The following is a 17,324-nucleotide window of genomic DNA, read 5'->3' as shown; positions in this document are numbered from 1 at the left end:
GGGGGAGAGGTGCGTCGCTCAGGCGTGCAGGTCGACGCCCTTGGGCTCCTTCACCAGCGACACCGCGACGAGCGAGATCACCGCCGCGACCGCGATGTAGACGCCGATCGTCCAGGCCGCCTGGAACTGGTTCATCAGCGACTCCGCGATCATCGGCGCGAACGCGCCGCCGAGGATGGCACCGAGCGCGTATCCGATCGAGACTCCCGAGTACCGCACGTTGGCGGGGAACATCTCGGCGTAGAGCGCTGCCTGCGGACCGTAGGAGAGACCGAGCGCGAACGTCATGACGAACAGCGCGACGAAGTACCAGAGGATGTTCGCCGTGTCGATCAGGAACCACATCGGCACCGCCCAGAGGGCGAGCGCGATGTACCCGATCTGGAAGGTGCGAACGCGCCCGAGCCGGTCGGAGAGATGACCGCCCCAGAGCGTGAAGATGAGCCATCCGAAGGACGCGAGCGTCGTGGCCAGCAGTACGGGAGGGCGCTCCATTCCGAGAGCGGTGACCGCGTAGGTCGCGAAGAAGGCGATCAGCAGGTATCCCGCGGCGTTGTTGCCGATGAAGATGAGTGCGGTGAGTACGACCTGCTTGGTGTTCTTGCGGAACAGGCGGCCGAGCGGCGCGGAGGCTTCCTGACGGCGGCGACGGAGATCCTCGAAGACGGGGCTCTCGTCGACGGCACGCCGGATCACGTAGCCGACGGCGATCAGCACGATCGACATCAGGAACGGGATGCGCCAGCCCCATTCGAGGAACGCCTCGGGCGACATCGAGCTGGTCAGCACCCAGAGCGTCGCCGTCGCGAGGATCATGCCGATCGGCACGCCGATCTGCGGGAAGGCGCCGAAGAGCCCTCGGCGGTTCTTCGGCGCGTGCTCGACGGCCATCAGGGCGGCTCCACCCCATTCGCCTCCGGCCGAGAATCCCTGCAGGATGCGCAGCACGATGAGGAGGATGGGGGCGGCGACGCCGATCGCGGCATAGGTCGGGAGCAGGCCGATGAGGGACGTGGACAGTCCCATCATCACCAGGGTGAACACCAGCATCTTCTTGCGCCCCAGCTTGTCGCCGAGGTGGCCCGCGACGATGGCGCCGAGCGGTCGGAAGAGGAAGGAGATGCCGATGGTGGCGAAGGACAGCACCTGCGCGAACCCCTTGTTCTCCTCGGCGATCGGCGCGAGGAACAACGGGGCGAGGACGAGGCCGGCGGCCTGCGCGTAGATGAAGAAGTCGTACCACTCGATCGAGGTGCCGACGAGGGTGCTGGCGAGGACCCGCCGTTCCTCGCCGGGCATCCGGGTGGTCGAACTGCGTGCGGAGACTGCTGACGTCATGCGAACTCCATCGTTCTGCAATAGGGGGAAGGCGACGCGGCGTCGCCACGATCAACTTACCGAATGATCGGTCAGTAAAGCGACCGTAGCGCATGAGAGCGCGCGACCTCGAAATATACGGCGCTCGGCATGCGATTCCTCTCATTCTGATATCGACATGGATGCGACTCTCGTCGGCGGATCGGTGCGTCCGTATGCTCGCCGCAGGGGGACGTCGGATCTCGACGTGACGAGCGAGCGGGAGGGTATGTCATGCGTGTGGTGAATCGTCGACGAGTGCAGGTCGTTCTCGGGGTCGTCGGAGTCGGAGCGCTTCTCGCGTTGACCGCCTGCGCACCGGCGGAGGAGTCCTCGCCGCCGTCGTCGCCGACGCCCGAGGCCACATCTCCGGAGCCGTACTCGGGGCCGGTGTCCTTCGTCGGCGACGAGCTCACGTGGCTTCTGCCCTCCTCTGACGACATCGTCGCCCTGATCCCGTCCGCGGCTGACGTCAGCGCTCCGTCCGACGTGCTGGAGCAGATCTCGGACGGCGGTGGACCGGAGTTCGTCCCCGCGATCTGCGGCGTGCTGTACATGGAGCAGACGCTCGGTTCTCTGGCGACCCGGACGATGTCCTGGTCGATGCCGAGCGACACCGAGTTCTCCTCCAACAGAGTGGTCGCGCTGCAGTTCGCCGACGCGGCGCACGCGGCCACGCGTATGGATCAGCTCGAGCGCGCAGCAGCCGAGTGCGGAGAATTCGACTATGACGGCCGCAACACCTTCGAGTCGGTCGTCGCGGAGGAGCAGGAAGGCGTCCGCGCGCTGGCGGGGGCGCTCAACGCGGATCCGTCCTCCGGCGGCTGGAGGGTGTTCCACGGGTTCGCCGCACTCGGCAACACGCTCGTGCACCTGCAGACATCCCTGCCCGAGTCCGCACCGATCGACCCCGCTGCCGCGGCGGAGCTGCTGCAGGCGGCCGCGATCGATGCCGAGTCCGAGCTCGTCGAGACGCTGACGGCGACACCTCCGGCGACGTCGACCGAGCCGGTGGGCGATGCCGCCGGACCCTGGGGCGAGTGGTCGATCACCGGATCGGGCGTCGGCCCGATCCGCCTCGGCGACACGTCTGACGCGGCTGCCGCGGCGGTGCCCGGTGCGACGGTGACGCCGCCCGCATACGACGGCGGACCGTCGATCTTCACGAGCCCCGACGGCGTCTCGTCGCTGTCGGTGACGGTCGCGGAGAGCGGGACGATCTCCGAGATCACCGCCGGCGCGGTGTCGGACGAAGAGGATGCGGGGGTCGATGGCGCGGCGTCGCCGCACGCGCTCGAGGTGCGGATCGGTGATCCGCTCTCCTCGGCCGTCTCCGCGTTCCCGTCCGGAACCCGGGTGCACGTCGTCTCGTCGGGCCAGTGGGCCTACTTCGTCGCAGACAGGGAGGGACGTCTCCTCATCTTCCACACCACGCGGGACGACGCCGACGCCCCGGACGCCCGGATCATCGGCATCACGACGGCCGATGCGACGCAGCGCGGTGACCTCACCGTGGAGTAGAGCGGCTCACACCCTGGCGAACGCGCGCAGCGGATGCTCGATGAGCTCGGTGACGCGGCGCAGGAAACCGGCGGCATATCCGCCGTCGCACACCCGGTGGTCGAACACCAGAGATAGCTGGGCGATGCGTCGAGGGACGATCTGCCCCTCGACCACCCAGGCTCTCTCGATGATGCGGCCGATCCCGAGGATGGCGACGTCGGGATGGTTGATGATCGCAGCGGATCCGTCGACGCCGAGTCCGCCGTAGTTGTTCAGCGTGAACGTCGAGCCGCGCAGCCGCTCGGGAGGCATGGATCCCGCGCGTGCCGTCGCGGACAGTTCCCGCAGCGCGCCGTCGAGCTGCTCGATGCTGAGCTCGTGCGCGCGAGGGATGACCGGGACCATGAGCCCGCGTGCGGTGTCGGCGGCCACGCCGAGATTGACTCCGTCGAAGGAGATCAGCTCCGAGCCGTCGTCGCTCAGACGCGACGCGAGCACCGGGTGATCCTCGAGTGCGAGCAGCACGAAGCGTGCGATCAGCGCGGTGACCGAGGGGGCCGTGCCTCCCTCGGGTGCCATCTGCGAGCGGAGCGTCCACAGGTCGGTCGCATCGACGTCGACCCAGACGGTGGCCTCGGGGATCTCGGAGCGGCTGCGAGCGAGTTTCGCGCTGACGGCCTTGCGCAACGCGGACATGCGCTCGCGTGAGGCGACGGACAGGCCGTCGATGACATCCGTGCGGCGATCGAACCCGGGACCGTCGTCCACGGGGGAGTCGTGAGGCGACGCGGCCGCGCCGTCGACCGCCACGTTCACCGCCGCCGCGAGGACGTCGGCGCGGGTGACGGCGCCGTCGTGTCCGGTCGGAGCGATCGCGTGCACGTCGAGACCGAGGTCACGGGCGAGGCGTCGGACGAGAGGGGAGCGGACCGCCACGGGGCGCCGCGCCCGGGCATCCGACCCGCTCCGCACGCTCTCGGACGCCGTGGATGTCTCGGTCGCCGTGGATGTCTCGGTCGCCGTGGATGTGGCCGGCGCCGGAGCGGGCGTTCCCGCGGATGTCGGGGTCTGCCGCGCCGCAGCTTGCACCCGGGGTCGCCTCCGGCCCGACACGCTCCGCTCCGCGGTGCCGTAGCCGATCAGCACGTTGCCCGAGCCTGCGCGCTCCTCTTCGCGGTACGCATCGTGCTCGACCGCAGCAGACGCACCGCCGCTCGAGTCCGCCGCGCCGTCGGCGACCTCGAGCACCGGCGCGCCCACGTCGATCGTCTCGCCGGGCTCTCCGTGCAGCGCCGTCACGACACCCGCGAAGGGCGAGGGGAGCTCGACGACGCTCTTGGCCGTCTCGACCTCGGCGATCGCCTGATCCGTGGCGACGGTGTCGCCGACCGCGACGAGCCACTGCACGAGTCCCGCCTCGGTCAGTCCCTCACCGAGGTCGGGCAGACGGAAGACGCGGGTGGTCAGCGCGGTCATGCCTCGTCCTCCCAGTGCAGAGAGTCGATCGCGTCGAGGATGCGGTCGACGTCGGGCAGGTACCAGTGCTCGAGCTTCGGCGGGGCGAAGGGCGTGTCGAATCCGGTGACCCGGCGCACGGGCGCTTCGAGGTACTCGAAGCAGCGTTCGAAGACGCGCGCCTGGATCTCCGACGCCACGCTCGCGTAGCCGGGTGCCTCGGCGATCACGACCGCGCGTCCCGTCGCCCGCACGGCGGCGGTCACGGTGTCATCGTCGAACGGCGACAGCGAGCGGATGTCGACGACCTGCACGCTGCGGCCCTCGGAGGCCGCGACCTCGGCCGCCTCGAGCGCCAGCGGCACGGCGGCGCCGTAGGCGAGGAGGGTGACGTCGGTGCCGTCGCGTGCGATGCGCGCGGTGCCGATCTCGGCCGTGACGGAGGTGTCGACGTCGCCCTTGGTCCAATACAGCTTCTTCGGCTCGAGGAAGATCACCGGATCGGGCGAGGCGATCGCCGCGCGCAGCATCGAGTAGGCGTCCTGCGGCGTGGACGGGCTGACGACGGTGAGGCCCGGGGTGTGCGCGTAATACGCCTCGGAGGAATCGCAGTGATGCTCGACTCCGCCGATGCCGCCGCCGAAGGGGATGCGGATCACCAGCGGCATCCGTACGCCTCCGCGCGTGCGGTTGCCGAGCTTCGCCACGTGGCTGACGATCTGCTCGAACGCGGGTAGCGCGAAGGCGTCGAACTGCAGTTCCACGACCGGTCGCATGCCGTTCATGGCCATGCCGACCGCGGTGCCCACGATGCCGGATTCGGCGAGGGGGGTGTCGAAGCACCGGTCCTCGCCGAAGCGCGCGGTGAGGCCGTCGGTGATGCGGAAGACCCCGCCGAGGGCGCCGACGTCCTCGCCGAAGACCACGACCTCGGGGTCGGCCTGGATGGCGTCGGCCAGGGCGAGGTTGAGAGCCGCGGCCATGCTCATGGTCGACACGTCCGACGAGCGCTCGTCGACGCGGATGTCCTCGTGGGCGATGGTCATCGCGAACCTCCGATGGGGGTGGCCTGCGCGGTCGGTGCGGCATCCGCCGTCCGCGTCCGTTCGATCTCGCCGCGGAGCATCTGCCACTGCTCCTCGAGCTGCGGGGAACGCGTCTCGGTCACGAAGCGGAAGAGGTCCTCCGGGTCGAGGTCGGAATCCGCGTTGAGGGCCTCTCGCATCGCCGCCGCGATGCGCTCGGCACCGGCCGCGTACTCGGCCTCGAGCTCGGCGGTGAGCGCGCCGACCCCGGTGAGGTGCGTCCGCAGACGCGTCAGCGGGTCACGAGCCGCCCAGGCCCGTACCTCGTCGCGCTCGCGGTATCGCGTGTCGTCGTCGGCATTGGTGTGCGCCTGCATCCGATAGGTGTGGGCCTCGACCAGCGTCGGGCCGCCCCCGGAGCGGGCCCGGTCGACGGCCTCGCCGAGTACGGCGAGCACCGCGGCGACGTCGTTGCCGTCGACGCGCCGCCCCGGCATCCCGTAGCCGATCGCCTTGTGCGCGAGGGACGGGGCCGCGGTCTGGCGGCTGAGCGGCACGGAGATCGCGAACTCGTTGTTCTGCACGAAGAAGACGACGGGCACGTGGAAGACCGCGGCGAAGTTCATCGCCTCGTGGAAGTCGCCTTCACTGGTCGCGCCGTCACCGCACAGGGCGATGACGACGGTGTGCTCTCCACGCTGCTTCGCGGCGTACGCGAAGCCCACGGCGTGCAGCAGCTGCGTCGCCAGGGGAGTGGCCTGAGGCGCGACACGGTGAGCGCGCACGTCGTAGCCCGAGTGCCAGTCGCCCTTGAGCAGCACCATCGCCTCGGCGGGCGCCACACCCCGCGCGATCACCGCGACGGAGTCCCGGTAGGTCGGGAACAGCCAGTCCTCGGTGCTGATGGCGAGCGCGGCGCCGATCTGACAGGCCTCCTGGCCGTGCGAGGACGGATACACCGCGAGGCGCCCCTGTCGCACGAGAGCGCCGGCCTGATCGTTGATGCGGCGTCCGTCGACGAGTCCCCGGTAGGCGGCGAGGAGCATCTCGGTGCCGGGCATCGCATACGTCTCATCCGCGACGGTCGAGCCGTCGGCATCGATCAGCTGCACCGCCGTGTCTCGCGGAAGCATCTCTGCATGTTCCATCCGTTCGCCCTCCTTGCCGAACTCGGTGTCGCCAGCTTGCCTCGCTGTGCGACACTCGTCCACGAGTTCGACGCGATCATGGACGATTGCGTTGTGGATCCGGCTTTCCGTGACAAACTGGCAGAAATCCGGGACTGGACGAAGGGGTGCCATGATCACGCTGGACGAGACCGACGAGGCGATCCTCGGCGAGCTGAGGCGCGACGCCCGTGCCTCGATGACGGCCATCGCCGAGGCCGTGCACATCTCCCGAGCCGGCGCCCACGCCCGCATCAGGCGCCTCACCGACGCGGGAATCATCACCGGCTACTCCGTGCGCACCGACCCTGTGCTCCTCGGGCACCATGCGAGCGCTTACGTCACGCTGGCGATCGAGCAGGCCACCTGGCAGGAGGTGAGCGCTCGATTGCGCACGATCCCCGAGATCGAGCACATGGCGCTGGTCGGCGGGGACTTCGACGTGATCCTGCTCGTGCGTGCGCGCGACGCCCGCGACCTCCGCCGCATCGTGCTGGAGGACATCCAGGCGATCCCGTCGATCCGCTCGACGCGCACGACACTCATCTTCGAGGACTTCACCCTGATCTGACCGCCTGCGGCCGCATCCCTTCGCGGTCGGACATCTGCGGCGCGCTCCTCGACAAGTGCGCCGCCACGAGCCATTCGACAATGGGACGAGCGCGCCGGATCCTCGGTGCGCGACCCGCTCGAAGGAGAGTCCGATGTCCGAATCCGCCGCATCCGCAGCCGCCGCGCTGCTCGACCGCATCCAGGCTCCGGAGGGCGGTGGGCGAGAGATCCCGGATGCCGCGACGCGGGACGTCATCGGTCGCGCACCCGTGCACTCGGTGCGCGACCTGGACGACGCGATCGCCAGGGCGAAGGCGGCTCAGCCGGGGTGGGAGGCCCTCGGCCACGACGAGCGCAGCGCGGTGCTCGTCGCCGCGGCGGACGCGATCGACGCCCACGCGGAGGCCCTCGCGTATCTGCTCTCCCGCGAGCAGGGAAAGCCGCTGAACGGCCCGAACGCCCGTTTCGAGCTGGGCGCCTGCTCGGCCTGGCTGCGCACGAACGCGGCGACCGTGCTCGACCCGCAGGTGCTCGTCGACGACGAGACACTTCACGCCGAGCTCGTCTACAAGGCGGTCGGCGTCGTGGGGGCGATCGGGCCGTGGAACTGGCCGCTGATGATCACGATCTGGCAGATCGGGCCGTCGCTGCGCATGGGCAACACCGTGGTCGCGAAGCCCAGCGAGTACACGCCGCTGAGCGTGCTCGCGCTGCTGGCGGTGATGAACGACGTGCTTCCGGCCGACGTACTCATCGGCGTCTCGGGCGATCGCGAGGTCGGCGCCCGGCTGGCGTCACACCCCGACATCGACAAGATCATGTTCACCGGATCGACCGCCACCGGTCGTCGGATCATCGAGAGCTCGGCCGGGAACCTCGCCCGCCTGACCCTCGAACTCGGCGGCAACGATGCGGGGATCGTGCTGCCGGGGACGGACGTGGCGGCCATCGCCGAGGACCTCTTCTGGGGTGCCTTCATCAACACGGGCCAGACGTGTGCGGCGCTGAAGCGCCTCTACGTGCACGACTCGGTCTACGACGAGGTGGTGGACGCTCTCGCCGGCATCGCCGCCTCCGTGCCGATCGGCAACGGGCTCGATGAGAACAACGTGCTGGGGCCCCTGCAGAACCGGGCGCAGTTCGACATCGTCTCGCGACTGGTCGAGGAGGCGAAGAGCCGCGGTGCGCGCGTCGTGACCGGCGGCGAAGCGGCTCCCGAGCTCGGTGAGCTGTTCTACCGCCCGACGATCATCGCCGACATCGACAACGACGCCGCCCTCGTGCAGGAGGAGCAGTTCGGCCCCGCGCTGCCGGTGATCCGGTACAGCGACGTCGATGAGGCCTTCGCACTCGCCAACGCGGTCGAGGTCGGTCTCGGCGCGTCCGTGTGGTCGAGCGACCCGGACGCCGCGCGTGAGGCGGCGACCCGCATGCAGTCCGGCACCGTCTGGATCAACTCGCACGGGGGCCTGCATCCGATGGTGCCCTTCGGCGGAGTGAAGAGCTCGGGCTACGGCCTGGAGTTCGGAGTCGAGGGCCTCAAGTCGGTCGCCGTGTCTCAGGTCGTGTCGGGTCCTGGGCGGAAGGCTCAGGCATGAAGACCGCGATCGTCGTCGGCGCGGGCACTTCGGGCGCCATCGTCGCGCGGCGGCTCGCCGACGCCGGTGTCGAGGTGACGCTGATCGAGGCCGGCGGCTACGACTCGAACCCCGCCATCCACGATCCGTCGCGGGCGGGGGAGCTGTGGCACTCCGCCGACGACTGGGATTTCTTCACCGTTCCGCAGGAGCACGCCGACGGCCGACGGCTGCATCTGCCCCGAGGTAAGGTCACCGGCGGATCGCATGCGCTGAACGCGATGATCTGGGTGCGCGGAGCCGCATCCGACTACGACTCCTGGGAGCGCGCGGGCGCGACGGGGTGGGGCTGGAACGTCGTCGAACCCGTGTACGACGCGATCGAGAACGACCTGCTGCCGGTGACCGACGACTACGCGCTGTCTCCGATCCAGGCATCGATCATCGACGCCGCCGTCGAGGAGGGGCTGCCGCGCAATCCGAACTACAACGGGGGCACGCTCGACGGCGTCTCGCAGCAGCAGGTCACGATCCGAGACGGGCGACGTGTGAACACGTGGATGACGTATGCGCAGCCGATCGCCGATCGGCTCACCATCGTCACCGGCCGCGAGGTGCACTCGGTGATCGTCGACGGCGGTCGCGCGGTCGGGGTGCGCCTCGACTCGGCATCCGACGCCGGGCCGGATTCCGGATCGGATTCCGAGAACCTCTTCGCAGACGAGATCGTGCTGTCGGCCGGCGCGATCGGCTCGCCGGTCATCCTGCTGCGCTCGGGCATCGGCCCCGCCGACGAGCTGACGGCTCTCGGCATCCCGGTCGTGGTCGATTCGCCCTCGGTGGGAAAGAACCTGCACGACCATCTGCTGTCGCCGGTGATCTTCACGACCCGGCGTCCGGTGGGTCCGCCGCGCACCGGGATCTCGGTCACGCAGTCGCATCTCTTCTGGCGCAGCCGCGACGACCTCGAACAGCCCGACACGCAGCCGATCCATTTCTCGGTGCCGATGTGGGGAGACCTCGACCCGCGGGGCGATGACGGGTTCACCCTCATGGCGGGTCTCGTCACCCCGTACAGCCGGGGCGCGCTCACTCTCTCCGGCCCCGACGTGACCGACCCGCCCCTGATCGATCTCGCCGCGCTCGAAGACGACCGCGACGTCGCGGCGCTCGCCGCATCCGTGCGTCAGTGCCGCCGCATCGGCGCGCAGCCCGCTCTCGCGGAGCACTGGGGCGCGACCGAGGCCTATCCGGGCCCCGATGTGTCCGACTCCGAGGTCGAGGACTGGGTGCGTCGCACCGCGATCACCTATCACCACCAGGTCGGCACCTGCAGGATGGGCGCGGATGCCGAGGCGGTGGTCGATCCGACGCTGCGGGTGCGCGGGATCGAGGGGCTGAGCGTGATCGACGCCTCGGTGATGCCGACGGTGCCGACCGGCAACACGAATGCCCCCGCGGCGATGATCGGCGAGCGGGGAGCGGCGTTCCTCCTCGGCGGCTGACGCCGGGGCGGCTGCTCGTCGCCACGCGGCCGTCTGAGATGTGCGGAGGTGGTGGTGCTCTAGACGGTGCGGACCATGCAGATCAGCTGGTCCCGGTCTTCCCATGAGGAGGTCTCGACGAACCCGGACTTGCGGTACAGGGCGATCGCGTCTGCGCGCCACTCCCAGACCGAGAGCTGAATCGCCTCCGCATCGACGCGGACCGCATGGAGATGCGCTTCGTCGAGGAGGGAGGTGGCGATGTGCCGTCCGCGGTGGCTCGGATCCGTCCACAGCCGCTTGATCTCGAGTCGCTGAGGGGACCGAGCCGTGATCACCAGGCAGCCGGCAGCGTGCCCCTCGTGGCGCGCGATCAGGACGTCGTCCTCACCGAATGCCGTCTGCGGGTCCTTCAGCTCGACACGGTACTTCTCGGGGAGCGCATCGGCGGACGCGACAGGGGCGCCCTTCTCCGCCTCCGTCTGCAGGTGGTAGTCCGTCAGCAGCGCCACGAAATCTGCACGGTCCCGAGCATTCGCGGTGTTCCACCGCGTCACGATGACACTGCGTCGGTCGGGCATGCCACCCATCGTCCCACGAGGGGACGTCGGGGTGCCGGAGGTCGTCAGCTCCCCGTGTACACCTCGCGCCCCTCGAACCAGGTCGAGACCACCGCGGTGTGCACGATCTCGTCGGCGGGGCCGGCGATCGCGTCACGGTCGAGCACGACGAAATCCGCCGACTTCCCCGGCGTCAGGGACCCCGTCTCGGCGCCGAGACCCATCGCGGTCGCGGCGTTGAGGGTGAAGACCTCCAGCGCCTCCTCCGCCGTGATCGCCTGCTCGGGCCAGAGCACTCCCGGTGCGCGTCCGAGCGGGTCCGCGCGAGTTACGAGCCCCTGCAGACCCTCGAGGGTGTTCGGCGACTCGCTGACCGGCCAATCGGATCCGCCGGCGACGAGAGCTCCGGCGTCGAGCAGGGCGCGGTTGGGCTGCGAGTGCTCGGCGCGCTCGCCGAGCACCTCGGCCAGCGCCTGCGGGATCACGCCGGGGAACCAGATGAACGGTGAGATGTCGGCCGACACCTCGAGCGCGTGCAGGCGAGGGATGTCGTCGACCGCGAGGAACTGGCCGTGGGCGATCTGGATCGGAGTCGTGAAGCCGTCGGCGCGGATCCTGTCGGCGACGTCGAGCACGAGCCGAGCCGAGCCGTCGCCGGTGCAGTGCACCTTGGCGCCGAGTCCTCGCTCGGCCACCGAACGCAGCCACGTGTGCAGCTCGTCGAAGGTCATCGTCGTCTCGCCGTGGAAGTGTGCGCCGTGCACCGCATCCGCCACGTACGGCTCGAGGAACGACGCGGTGCGCGCCGGCGGGACCCCGTCGAGGAAGATCTTCACGAAGTCGGGACGGTGGTGGGGAGTGCGGAACTCCTCGCCGCGGGCGATCAGCGGCTCGCCGATCGGATCGACGCCGAAGATCTCGTCGTTGACCAGCAGGGACGACACGACCCACGCGTGCAGCTCCTGCGCGCGGTCGAGCGCGGAGAGGGCTCCGAGGATGTCGGTCGACACCCCGGCATCCTGGAACGTCGTGATGCCGAACGAGTTCAGGATCTCGACTCCGCGTCGGGAGGCGGCGACATGCTGCTCGGGGGTCAGGCCTCCGCTGCGGTCGTAGGCTTCCTGCACCGGGATGCCGGCCCCCTCCCGCAGCACTCCGGTCGGTGTCCCGTCGTCGGGATCGAGCACGGTGACCCCCGCGGAGGGGATGCTGGCGGCCGTGATCCCCGCCAGCTCGAGCGCGCGCGTGTTCGCCCACCGGTTGTGACGTGAGTCCTCGACGATGACGACGGGGCGTCCGCCCGCCGCCTCGTCGAGTCGCTGCCGGCTCGCGGTGGTCGCGAGGGTGGACAGCAGTGTCGTGGCGACGACGCCGCCGATGATCCAGGCGTCCGGCGGCAGGCTCGAGGCCTTGTCCCGCACGCGATCGAGGATCTCGTCGAGGGTCAGCGACGGCGGCAGCGAGAGCTCGAAGAGCTCGGTGCGACCGGCCATCGCGTGATGGTTGTGCACGTCGACGAAGCCGGGGTACACCGCGGCATCCCCGACGTCCAGCATCCGCGTCCGCGCCCCGCGATGTGCATCGATCTCGGCCCTGGTGCCGACGGCCAGGATCCGTCCGTCGCGCACCGCAAACGATTCGACGACCGGATGCCGACGATCCGCCGTGCGGATCACGGATCCCGTGACGATCAGGTCGGCAGCGGCCGCCACCATGTCAGAGGGCCCCGAAGTCCGCGGGCTCGAGACCGGCCGCGTGATGGGTCGTGGAGAGCAGACGGCCGTGAGCGCCGAAGGTGAAGTGCGTGGGCACCTCGCCCGACTCGTCGAGGCCGAAGAGCACGCCGTGGGAGCGGATCGCGGTGACGTCACGATGGTCGGCGATCGTCACGGATGCACACGGGATGACCTTCTCGCGCCACGCGAAGACGTAGATGCCGGGGCGCACCTCCCACACGCTGTTCTCGTCGGTGTCGGCGAGCCCGCGCTCGGGGCCGGCGAGGCACTGCCACGAGTACCAGCGCTCCGAGAGGTAGACGTGCTCGTACGCGTGCTCCTCGCTGTACACCCACTCGACCCTGCGGCCGATCAGCGTCGTGGTGGGGGCGGGCTCGACGCCGGTCACGGTGGCCCCCTCGATCACGGAGGGGGCGAAGACGTGCTGTACACGGGTGCGGCCCTGCTCCGGCGCAGGCAGGATCACCGAGATGATCGCGAGCGTGCGGCCGTGGCGGAGGTCGACCACCAGGGAGATCGCCTCGTTCGGCAGATAGTTGTGATGGAACTGCACGAAGTAGAGGTCCTCGTCGACTTCGAAGGCCTCGTAGTCGTCGGTGTCGGTGGCGGCCTGAGTGGTGTCGTCTGCACCCGGGCGGTAGTCCCAGGTCACCGTGGTGTCGGCGAACCGGTGCGAGATCCGAGTTCCACGAGCATCGACCACGGTGATCTCTCGGCCGCTGAGGGCCGTGGAGTGGGGTGCCTTGTTGGCGTCGAAGCCGGGGGCGAGGCCCTCGAGGGGCAGCCAGGTGGAGGTGTCTGCGGGGTTCAGAGTGGTCATGTCGCTCCTTGGCGGTGGTGTGGGAGGTGTGGGAGGTGTGGGAGGGCTGGGCGGGTCAGCGGTCGCTGAAGCGCTCGAGGTCCGAGGCGAGTCCCTCGTAGACGGCCGGCTTCGATCGCTTCAGATAGGCGCCGTAGACGATGCCGCCGATCAGCGCGAGGACGAGGAGCAGCGGCATGAGGCGGATCGCGAGCTCGTCGGATCCGGCGACGATGTTGAAGTTCACGATCGCGAGCACCGAGATCGCGGCGATTCCGAGGAACCCGATCCCGGGAGCGATGAACGTGCTCCACCAGCGGGGGTCGCCCTTGCGTCGGAAGTACACGACGATCGAGATCGCCGCGAGCCCCTGCAGGATCAGCACGCTCAGTGTTCCGAAGCCCAGCATCGCCGGCACCAGGGTGAGGATCGGGTCTGCTCCGGCGATGGCGAAGATGATCGCGACGAGCGCGGCGAACGAGGCCTGCACGATGCCGGCCAGCTGCGGAGCGCCGTTGGCGCGCGTGCGGGCGAGGGCGCGTGGCAGGATCCGCGAGCGTCCGAGGGAGTAGAGGTAGCGCGTGGCGGAGTTGTGGAACGCGAGCATGGCGGCGAACAGACTGACCAGCAGCAGGACCATCATCACGGTGGTGAGCGGGCCGCCGAGGTACTGCTGCGACAGCATGAAGATCAGGTCGCCGGTGGGCAGGTGCTCCAGCGCGGTGGCCTGTGCCTGCGCGACGCCGGTCGCGCTGACCACGGCCCACGTGGTGACCCCCAGGATCACGCCGATCGCGATGATCGACGTGTACGTCGCCCGCGGGATCGTACGCAGGGGCTGCTTCGCCTCCTCGCTGAACAGCGCCGTCGCCTCGAAACCGAGGAAGCCCGTGGCTGCCAGCAGCAGACCGATCGGCAACGAGCCCGAGAACACGGCCTCAGGGCTGAAGGCCGCGAGGTCGTATCCCGTCTGCACGAGCACCGACACATCGAACACGACCAGCATCAGCACCTCGAGCACCAGACAGACACCCAGGATCTTCGAGCTGAAGTCCACGCCGACCCTCGCCAGCACGAAGCACACGACGATCGACAGCAGGCCCCAGACCAGCCAGTTCACGTCGAGTCCCGTGAGGTCGCGGATGATGTTCTGCATGAAGAAGCCGCTGGTGCCGATCGTGCCGACGACGAAGAAGTTGTAGCCGAGCGTCGCGATGAGACCGGCGATCAGCCCACCCGTGCGCCCGAGCCCCTTCACGACGAAGGCGTAGAACCCTCCGGCATTGACGAGCTGCTTCGACATCTGCGCATAGCCCACGGCGAACAGCAGCAGGATCACGGCCACGAGGAAGAACGACATCGGCGTGCCGCCGCCGTTGCCGAGCGCGATCGCGAGGGAGGCGACCACCACGATGCCGGTCAGCGGAGCGACGGCAGCCAGGACGAGGAAGACGATCCCGGCGACGCCCAGAGCGCCGGGTCGGAGAGAGGTGTGGTGCTGCTGCGTCGTGGACGCAGATGTCGGGTCTGCCACGTCGGCTCCTTTGTTCGGTGACGCCCGTGCGGGCGGCCTCGACGACGACAGGCGTCGCCGATAGTGCGATTCTGCTCGCGTGATCCTCGCGGCGGTTGACGCTGAGCGAAGGACGATGGTGCCAGCGCGCACAGCGCGCGTCGTCGCATTCTCGGAGCGTCGGACCGAGAGCAGGATGACGGGTGAAGGCACCGTCGTCCTCACAGCGCCACCGGCGCGGCGGCGGAGCCACGGAGAGACCATGGATCTGCGGCTGGACGGCACGACGGCTCTGATCACGGGAGCGGCGAGCGGCATCGGGCGCGCGACCGCGCTGGCGCTCGCCGCAGAGGGCGTGCGCGTCGCGCTGCTCGATCGCGACGGCGCAGCGCTCGCCGAGGTGGCAGGCGGATGCGCCGACGCCGTCGTGCTCGTCGCAGATGTCACGGATGAGATCCAGGTGGCGGCGGCGGTCGACAAGGCGGTGGATGCGCTCGGCGCACTCGACGCGGTCGTGTGCTGCGCGGGCGTCTCCGGCCCCATGGGCTCGCCGATCGACGAGATCTCGCTGGCCGAATGGAACGCCGTGTTCGCGGTCAACGTCACGGGAGCGTTCCTCGTGGTGTCATCGGCGCTTCCGGCGTTGCGGGCCGCCGGCGCCGCATCCGTCGTGCTGATCGCGAGCGATTCGGCCTTCGTCGCCTCCGAGGGCATGGTGCCGTATTGCGCATCGAAGGCGGCGCTCGTGCAGTTCGGTCGGGCGTTGTCGGTCGACCTGGCGGACGACGGCATCCGGGTGAACATGGTCGCGCCATCGATCGTGGACACGCCGATGAGTCGAGGCGACCTGGGAGACGAGGCGTTCGCTGCTCCGTCCTTTCCGGTGCAGACGGCCGACGAGGTGGCCTCGCACGCGGTCTACCTCGTGTCGCCGCGCAGCCGCGCGATCAACGGCACGACGATCGTGAGCGACTTCGGGTACTCAGCCAGGTCGGGCTTTCCGGCCTGACCTGCATCGACCGGATGAGCGCGTCGCAACGGGATGCGAGTCGCGCGAGAACGCAGAAGAGGAATCGCGCGGGAGCGCGGAGAACAGGAGCAGAAATGGGACCTGCAGTCGGATCCGCCGTCGCTGGGCGGGTAGTGGTCATCACAGGAGGCGGAACCGGTATCGGTGCGGCGATCGCCGAGCGGTACGCGGCCGAGGGGGCGCATGTCGTCGTCGTGGGGCGCCGCGTCGAACCCCTGCGTGCGGTGGAGGCGGCGGTGGGAGCGCATCCGATCGTCGCGGATGCCGCCGACACGGCCTCGGCTCGAGCCGCCGTCGCCGAGGTGCTCGCCACCTTCGGGCGTCTCGACGTCCTCGTCGCCAACGCGGGAGGACACGGATTCTCGCCCGTGGCGGACACCGATGACGACAGTTGGGAGGCCGCCATCCGCGCCAACCTCACGACCGCGTTCATCATGGCGAGAGAGGCGCTGCCGGCGCTGATCGAGGCGAAGGGGCAGATCGTCATCGTCTCGTCGCTGGCAGGGTTGTTCGCGGGGCCGTCGGTCGCCGGCTACACGGTGGGGAAGCACGCGCTCATCGGTCTGACCCGAACCCTGGCGCGTGACTACGGACGCCAGGGGGTGCGGGTGAACGCGATCTGCCCCGGCTGGGTGCAGACGCCGATGGCCGACGACGAGATGGACGAGTTCGCGACCCATTCCGGTCTCGGGTCACGCGAAGAGGCGTACGCCGCGGTGACGGCCGACGTGCCGCTGCGTCGACCCGCGCGGCCAGCGGAGATCGCGTCGGTGGTGCGCTTTCTCGGATCGGGGGAGTCGTCGTACGTCACGGGGGCGGTGATCGTGGCCGACGGCGGGTCTCATGTCGTGGACGTGCCGACGATCGCCTTCGATCATGCGGGTATGTAGGGGTTGCGGGTCTGTAGGGGGTGCGGGTCTGTGAGGGGCACGGGTCTGTAGGGGGTGCGGGTCTGTAGGGGGTGCGGGTCTTTAGGGGGTTCTCGGGTTCGGGCCTTGCCGCGAGCGTTCCGTCAGCTGTTCTGGGCTTTCGGGTCTCTTCTCCCGTGATCCTCACGTGTCGTGTCTCGGGTCTCTTCTCTCATGCTCCTCACGTGTCGTGTCTCGGGTCTCTTCTCCCGTGCTCCTCACGTGTCGTGTGTCGTGTGTCGTGTGTCTTGTGTCTTGTCTCCCTTCTTCTCCGTTCTCGGGCTGTGCCGTTCTGGCCATCTCCTCCGCTGCTCACGCGGCGGTCCAGCGCTCTCGACGTGTCATTCCGGGAGATTGGAATACGCCTCTGGTCTGGGGTATTTGTGGGTGGTTCGGGGTCTCGAATGTCGGTGGTTGCGGGTTGACTTGCGGGTATGGACAGCACGACGGAGCTTTTGGATCGGGTCATCGCCGACCTTGACATGGTGTTGTCTGAGGGTGTGCTGGCGGGGTTGGGTGATGCGGATCGGATCCGGGTGTTGTTGGGGGCGGGGGCGGTGTTCCGGCGGGCGGAGGCGGTGATCGTCGAGGCTGTCGCGAGCGATGACGGGGGTGAGTTCGCGCATGCGGTGGGGTGTCGGGGTGTGAATGAGGTGGTGC

15 protein-coding genes are annotated in these 17,324 nt (G+C 69.3%); 7 read left to right on the top strand and 8 right to left on the bottom strand.

Annotated elements, in window-relative coordinates; all coding sequences use genetic code 11:
* Window positions 1–18: 18 nt before the first annotated feature.
* Window positions 19–1,338, bottom strand: coding sequence for an MFS transporter (locus tag FQ142_RS12365; RefSeq protein ID WP_149423551.1), 1,320 nt, complete (start codon window positions 1,336–1,338; stop codon window positions 19–21).
* 252 nt (window positions 1,339–1,590) lie between these two features.
* On the opposite strand from FQ142_RS12365, the gene FQ142_RS12360 reads away from it, so the two are divergent.
* Window positions 1,591–2,877 (top strand): hypothetical protein, encoded by a 1,287-nt coding sequence (locus FQ142_RS12360; RefSeq protein ID WP_149423550.1) that lies wholly within the window; start codon window positions 1,591–1,593, stop codon window positions 2,875–2,877.
* 6 nt (window positions 2,878–2,883) lie between these two features.
* Here FQ142_RS12360 and FQ142_RS12355 read toward each other — a convergent pair whose 3' ends face one another.
* The 3 genes from FQ142_RS12355 to pdhA are packed head-to-tail and all read right to left on the bottom strand — an operon-like array spanning window position 2,884 to window position 6,487.
* Complete coding sequence (locus FQ142_RS12355; protein WP_149423549.1) at window positions 2,884–4,335, bottom strand: dihydrolipoamide acetyltransferase family protein; 1,452 nt, start codon at window positions 4,333–4,335, stop codon at window positions 2,884–2,886.
* Entirely contained in the window at window positions 4,332–5,360 is a 1,029-nt protein-coding gene (locus FQ142_RS12350; RefSeq protein ID WP_149423548.1) for an alpha-ketoacid dehydrogenase subunit beta, read from the bottom strand. Before FQ142_RS12350 ends, FQ142_RS12355 begins: the two co-directional genes overlap by 4 nt.
* The gene (pdhA, locus tag FQ142_RS12345) at window positions 5,357–6,487 is read right to left on the bottom strand and encodes a pyruvate dehydrogenase (acetyl-transferring) E1 component subunit alpha (protein WP_056411913.1); all 1,131 of its coding nucleotides are present in this window, start codon (window positions 6,485–6,487) and stop codon (window positions 5,357–5,359) included. The genes FQ142_RS12350 and pdhA overlap by 4 nt, the downstream gene beginning before the upstream one ends.
* Before the next feature lie 151 nt (window positions 6,488–6,638).
* On the opposite strand from pdhA, the gene FQ142_RS12340 reads away from it, so the two are divergent.
* From FQ142_RS12340 to FQ142_RS12330, 3 genes are all read left to right on the top strand, one after another.
* Window positions 6,639–7,076, top strand: a complete 438-nt coding sequence (locus FQ142_RS12340; RefSeq protein ID WP_188042396.1) for an Lrp/AsnC family transcriptional regulator — start codon at window positions 6,639–6,641, stop codon at window positions 7,074–7,076.
* A gap of 133 nt (window positions 7,077–7,209) precedes the next feature.
* Window positions 7,210–8,655: an aldehyde dehydrogenase family protein gene (locus tag FQ142_RS12335; protein WP_262492143.1), complete on the top strand. Its 1,446-nt coding sequence runs from the start codon at window positions 7,210–7,212 to the stop codon at window positions 8,653–8,655.
* The gene (locus FQ142_RS12330) at window positions 8,652–10,139 is read left to right on the top strand and encodes a GMC family oxidoreductase (protein ID WP_149423547.1); all 1,488 of its coding nucleotides are present in this window, start codon (window positions 8,652–8,654) and stop codon (window positions 10,137–10,139) included. The genes FQ142_RS12335 and FQ142_RS12330 overlap by 4 nt, the downstream gene beginning before the upstream one ends.
* Window positions 10,140–10,198: 59 nt before the next feature.
* On the opposite strand, the gene FQ142_RS12325 is transcribed toward FQ142_RS12330, so the two are convergent.
* From FQ142_RS12325 to FQ142_RS12310, 4 genes are read right to left on the bottom strand one after another with little or no spacing between them, the layout of a single operon-like run.
* The gene (locus tag FQ142_RS12325) at window positions 10,199–10,699 is read right to left on the bottom strand and encodes a GNAT family N-acetyltransferase (RefSeq protein WP_149423546.1); all 501 of its coding nucleotides are present in this window, start codon (window positions 10,697–10,699) and stop codon (window positions 10,199–10,201) included.
* Window positions 10,700–10,743: 44 nt separating this feature from the next.
* Window positions 10,744–12,393, bottom strand: coding sequence for an amidohydrolase (locus tag FQ142_RS12320; protein ID WP_188042395.1), 1,650 nt, complete (start codon window positions 12,391–12,393; stop codon window positions 10,744–10,746).
* Between the two features lies 1 nt (window position 12,394).
* Window positions 12,395–13,234, bottom strand: coding sequence for a molybdenum cofactor biosynthesis F family protein (locus tag FQ142_RS12315; protein WP_149423545.1), 840 nt, complete (start codon window positions 13,232–13,234; stop codon window positions 12,395–12,397).
* Window positions 13,235–13,289: 55 nt separating this feature from the next.
* Window positions 13,290–14,747 carry an APC family permease gene (locus FQ142_RS12310; RefSeq protein ID WP_056411899.1) on the bottom strand — a complete coding sequence of 486 codons (1,458 nt, stop codon included), beginning with the start codon at window positions 14,745–14,747 and terminating at the stop codon, window positions 13,290–13,292.
* Window positions 14,748–14,988: 241 nt separating this feature from the next.
* Between FQ142_RS12310 and FQ142_RS12305 the strand changes: the two genes are divergently transcribed.
* The 3 genes from FQ142_RS12305 to FQ142_RS12295 form a co-directional block, all read left to right on the top strand.
* Entirely contained in the window at window positions 14,989–15,735 is a 747-nt protein-coding gene (locus FQ142_RS12305) for an SDR family NAD(P)-dependent oxidoreductase (protein ID WP_149423544.1), read from the top strand.
* Between the two features lie 95 nt (window positions 15,736–15,830).
* Window positions 15,831–16,646, top strand: coding sequence for an SDR family NAD(P)-dependent oxidoreductase (locus tag FQ142_RS12300; protein WP_149423543.1), 816 nt, complete (start codon window positions 15,831–15,833; stop codon window positions 16,644–16,646).
* A gap of 452 nt (window positions 16,647–17,098) precedes the next feature.
* A partial coding sequence (locus FQ142_RS12295) for a hypothetical protein (protein ID WP_149423542.1) occupies window positions 17,099–17,324 on the top strand: 226 nt, incomplete at its 3' end.

Origin of the sequence: Microbacterium sp. ANT_H45B (assembly GCF_008369345.1) — a bacterium.
In the GTDB taxonomy this organism is placed as follows: Bacteria; Actinomycetota; Actinomycetes; order Actinomycetales; family Microbacteriaceae; genus Microbacterium.
The sequence above is the reverse complement of the archived record's forward strand: the minus strand, read 5'-3'. Positions and strand labels throughout refer to the sequence as shown.

Excerpts from the sequence above, each read along its gene's own strand:
- FQ142_RS12355 (WP_149423549.1), bottom strand. The coding sequence starts at position 4,335 with ATGACCGCGCTGACCACCCGCGTCTTCCGTCTGCCCGACCTCGGTGAG.
- FQ142_RS12350 (WP_149423548.1), bottom strand. The coding sequence starts at position 5,360 with ATGACCATCGCCCACGAGGACATCCGCGTCGACGAGCGCTCGTCGGAC.
- FQ142_RS12360 (WP_149423550.1), top strand. The coding sequence starts at position 1,591 with ATGCGTGTGGTGAATCGTCGACGAGTGCAGGTCGTTCTCGGGGTCGTC.
- pdhA (WP_056411913.1), bottom strand. The coding sequence starts at position 6,487 with ATGGAACATGCAGAGATGCTTCCGCGAGACACGGCGGTGCAGCTGATC.
- FQ142_RS12325 (WP_149423546.1), bottom strand. The coding sequence starts at position 10,699 with ATGCCCGACCGACGCAGTGTCATCGTGACGCGGTGGAACACCGCGAAT.
- FQ142_RS12315 (WP_149423545.1), bottom strand. The coding sequence starts at position 13,234 with ATGACCACTCTGAACCCCGCAGACACCTCCACCTGGCTGCCCCTCGAG.
- FQ142_RS12320 (WP_188042395.1), bottom strand. The coding sequence starts at position 12,393 with ATGGTGGCGGCCGCTGCCGACCTGATCGTCACGGGATCCGTGATCCGC.
- FQ142_RS12300 (WP_149423543.1), top strand. The coding sequence starts at position 15,831 with ATGGGACCTGCAGTCGGATCCGCCGTCGCTGGGCGGGTAGTGGTCATC.
- FQ142_RS12335 (WP_262492143.1), top strand. The coding sequence starts at position 7,210 with ATGTCCGAATCCGCCGCATCCGCAGCCGCCGCGCTGCTCGACCGCATC.
- FQ142_RS12330 (WP_149423547.1), top strand. The coding sequence starts at position 8,652 with ATGAAGACCGCGATCGTCGTCGGCGCGGGCACTTCGGGCGCCATCGTC.
- FQ142_RS12340 (WP_188042396.1), top strand. The coding sequence starts at position 6,639 with ATGATCACGCTGGACGAGACCGACGAGGCGATCCTCGGCGAGCTGAGG.
- FQ142_RS12365 (WP_149423551.1), bottom strand. The coding sequence starts at position 1,338 with ATGACGTCAGCAGTCTCCGCACGCAGTTCGACCACCCGGATGCCCGGC.
- FQ142_RS12305 (WP_149423544.1), top strand. The coding sequence starts at position 14,989 with ATGGATCTGCGGCTGGACGGCACGACGGCTCTGATCACGGGAGCGGCG.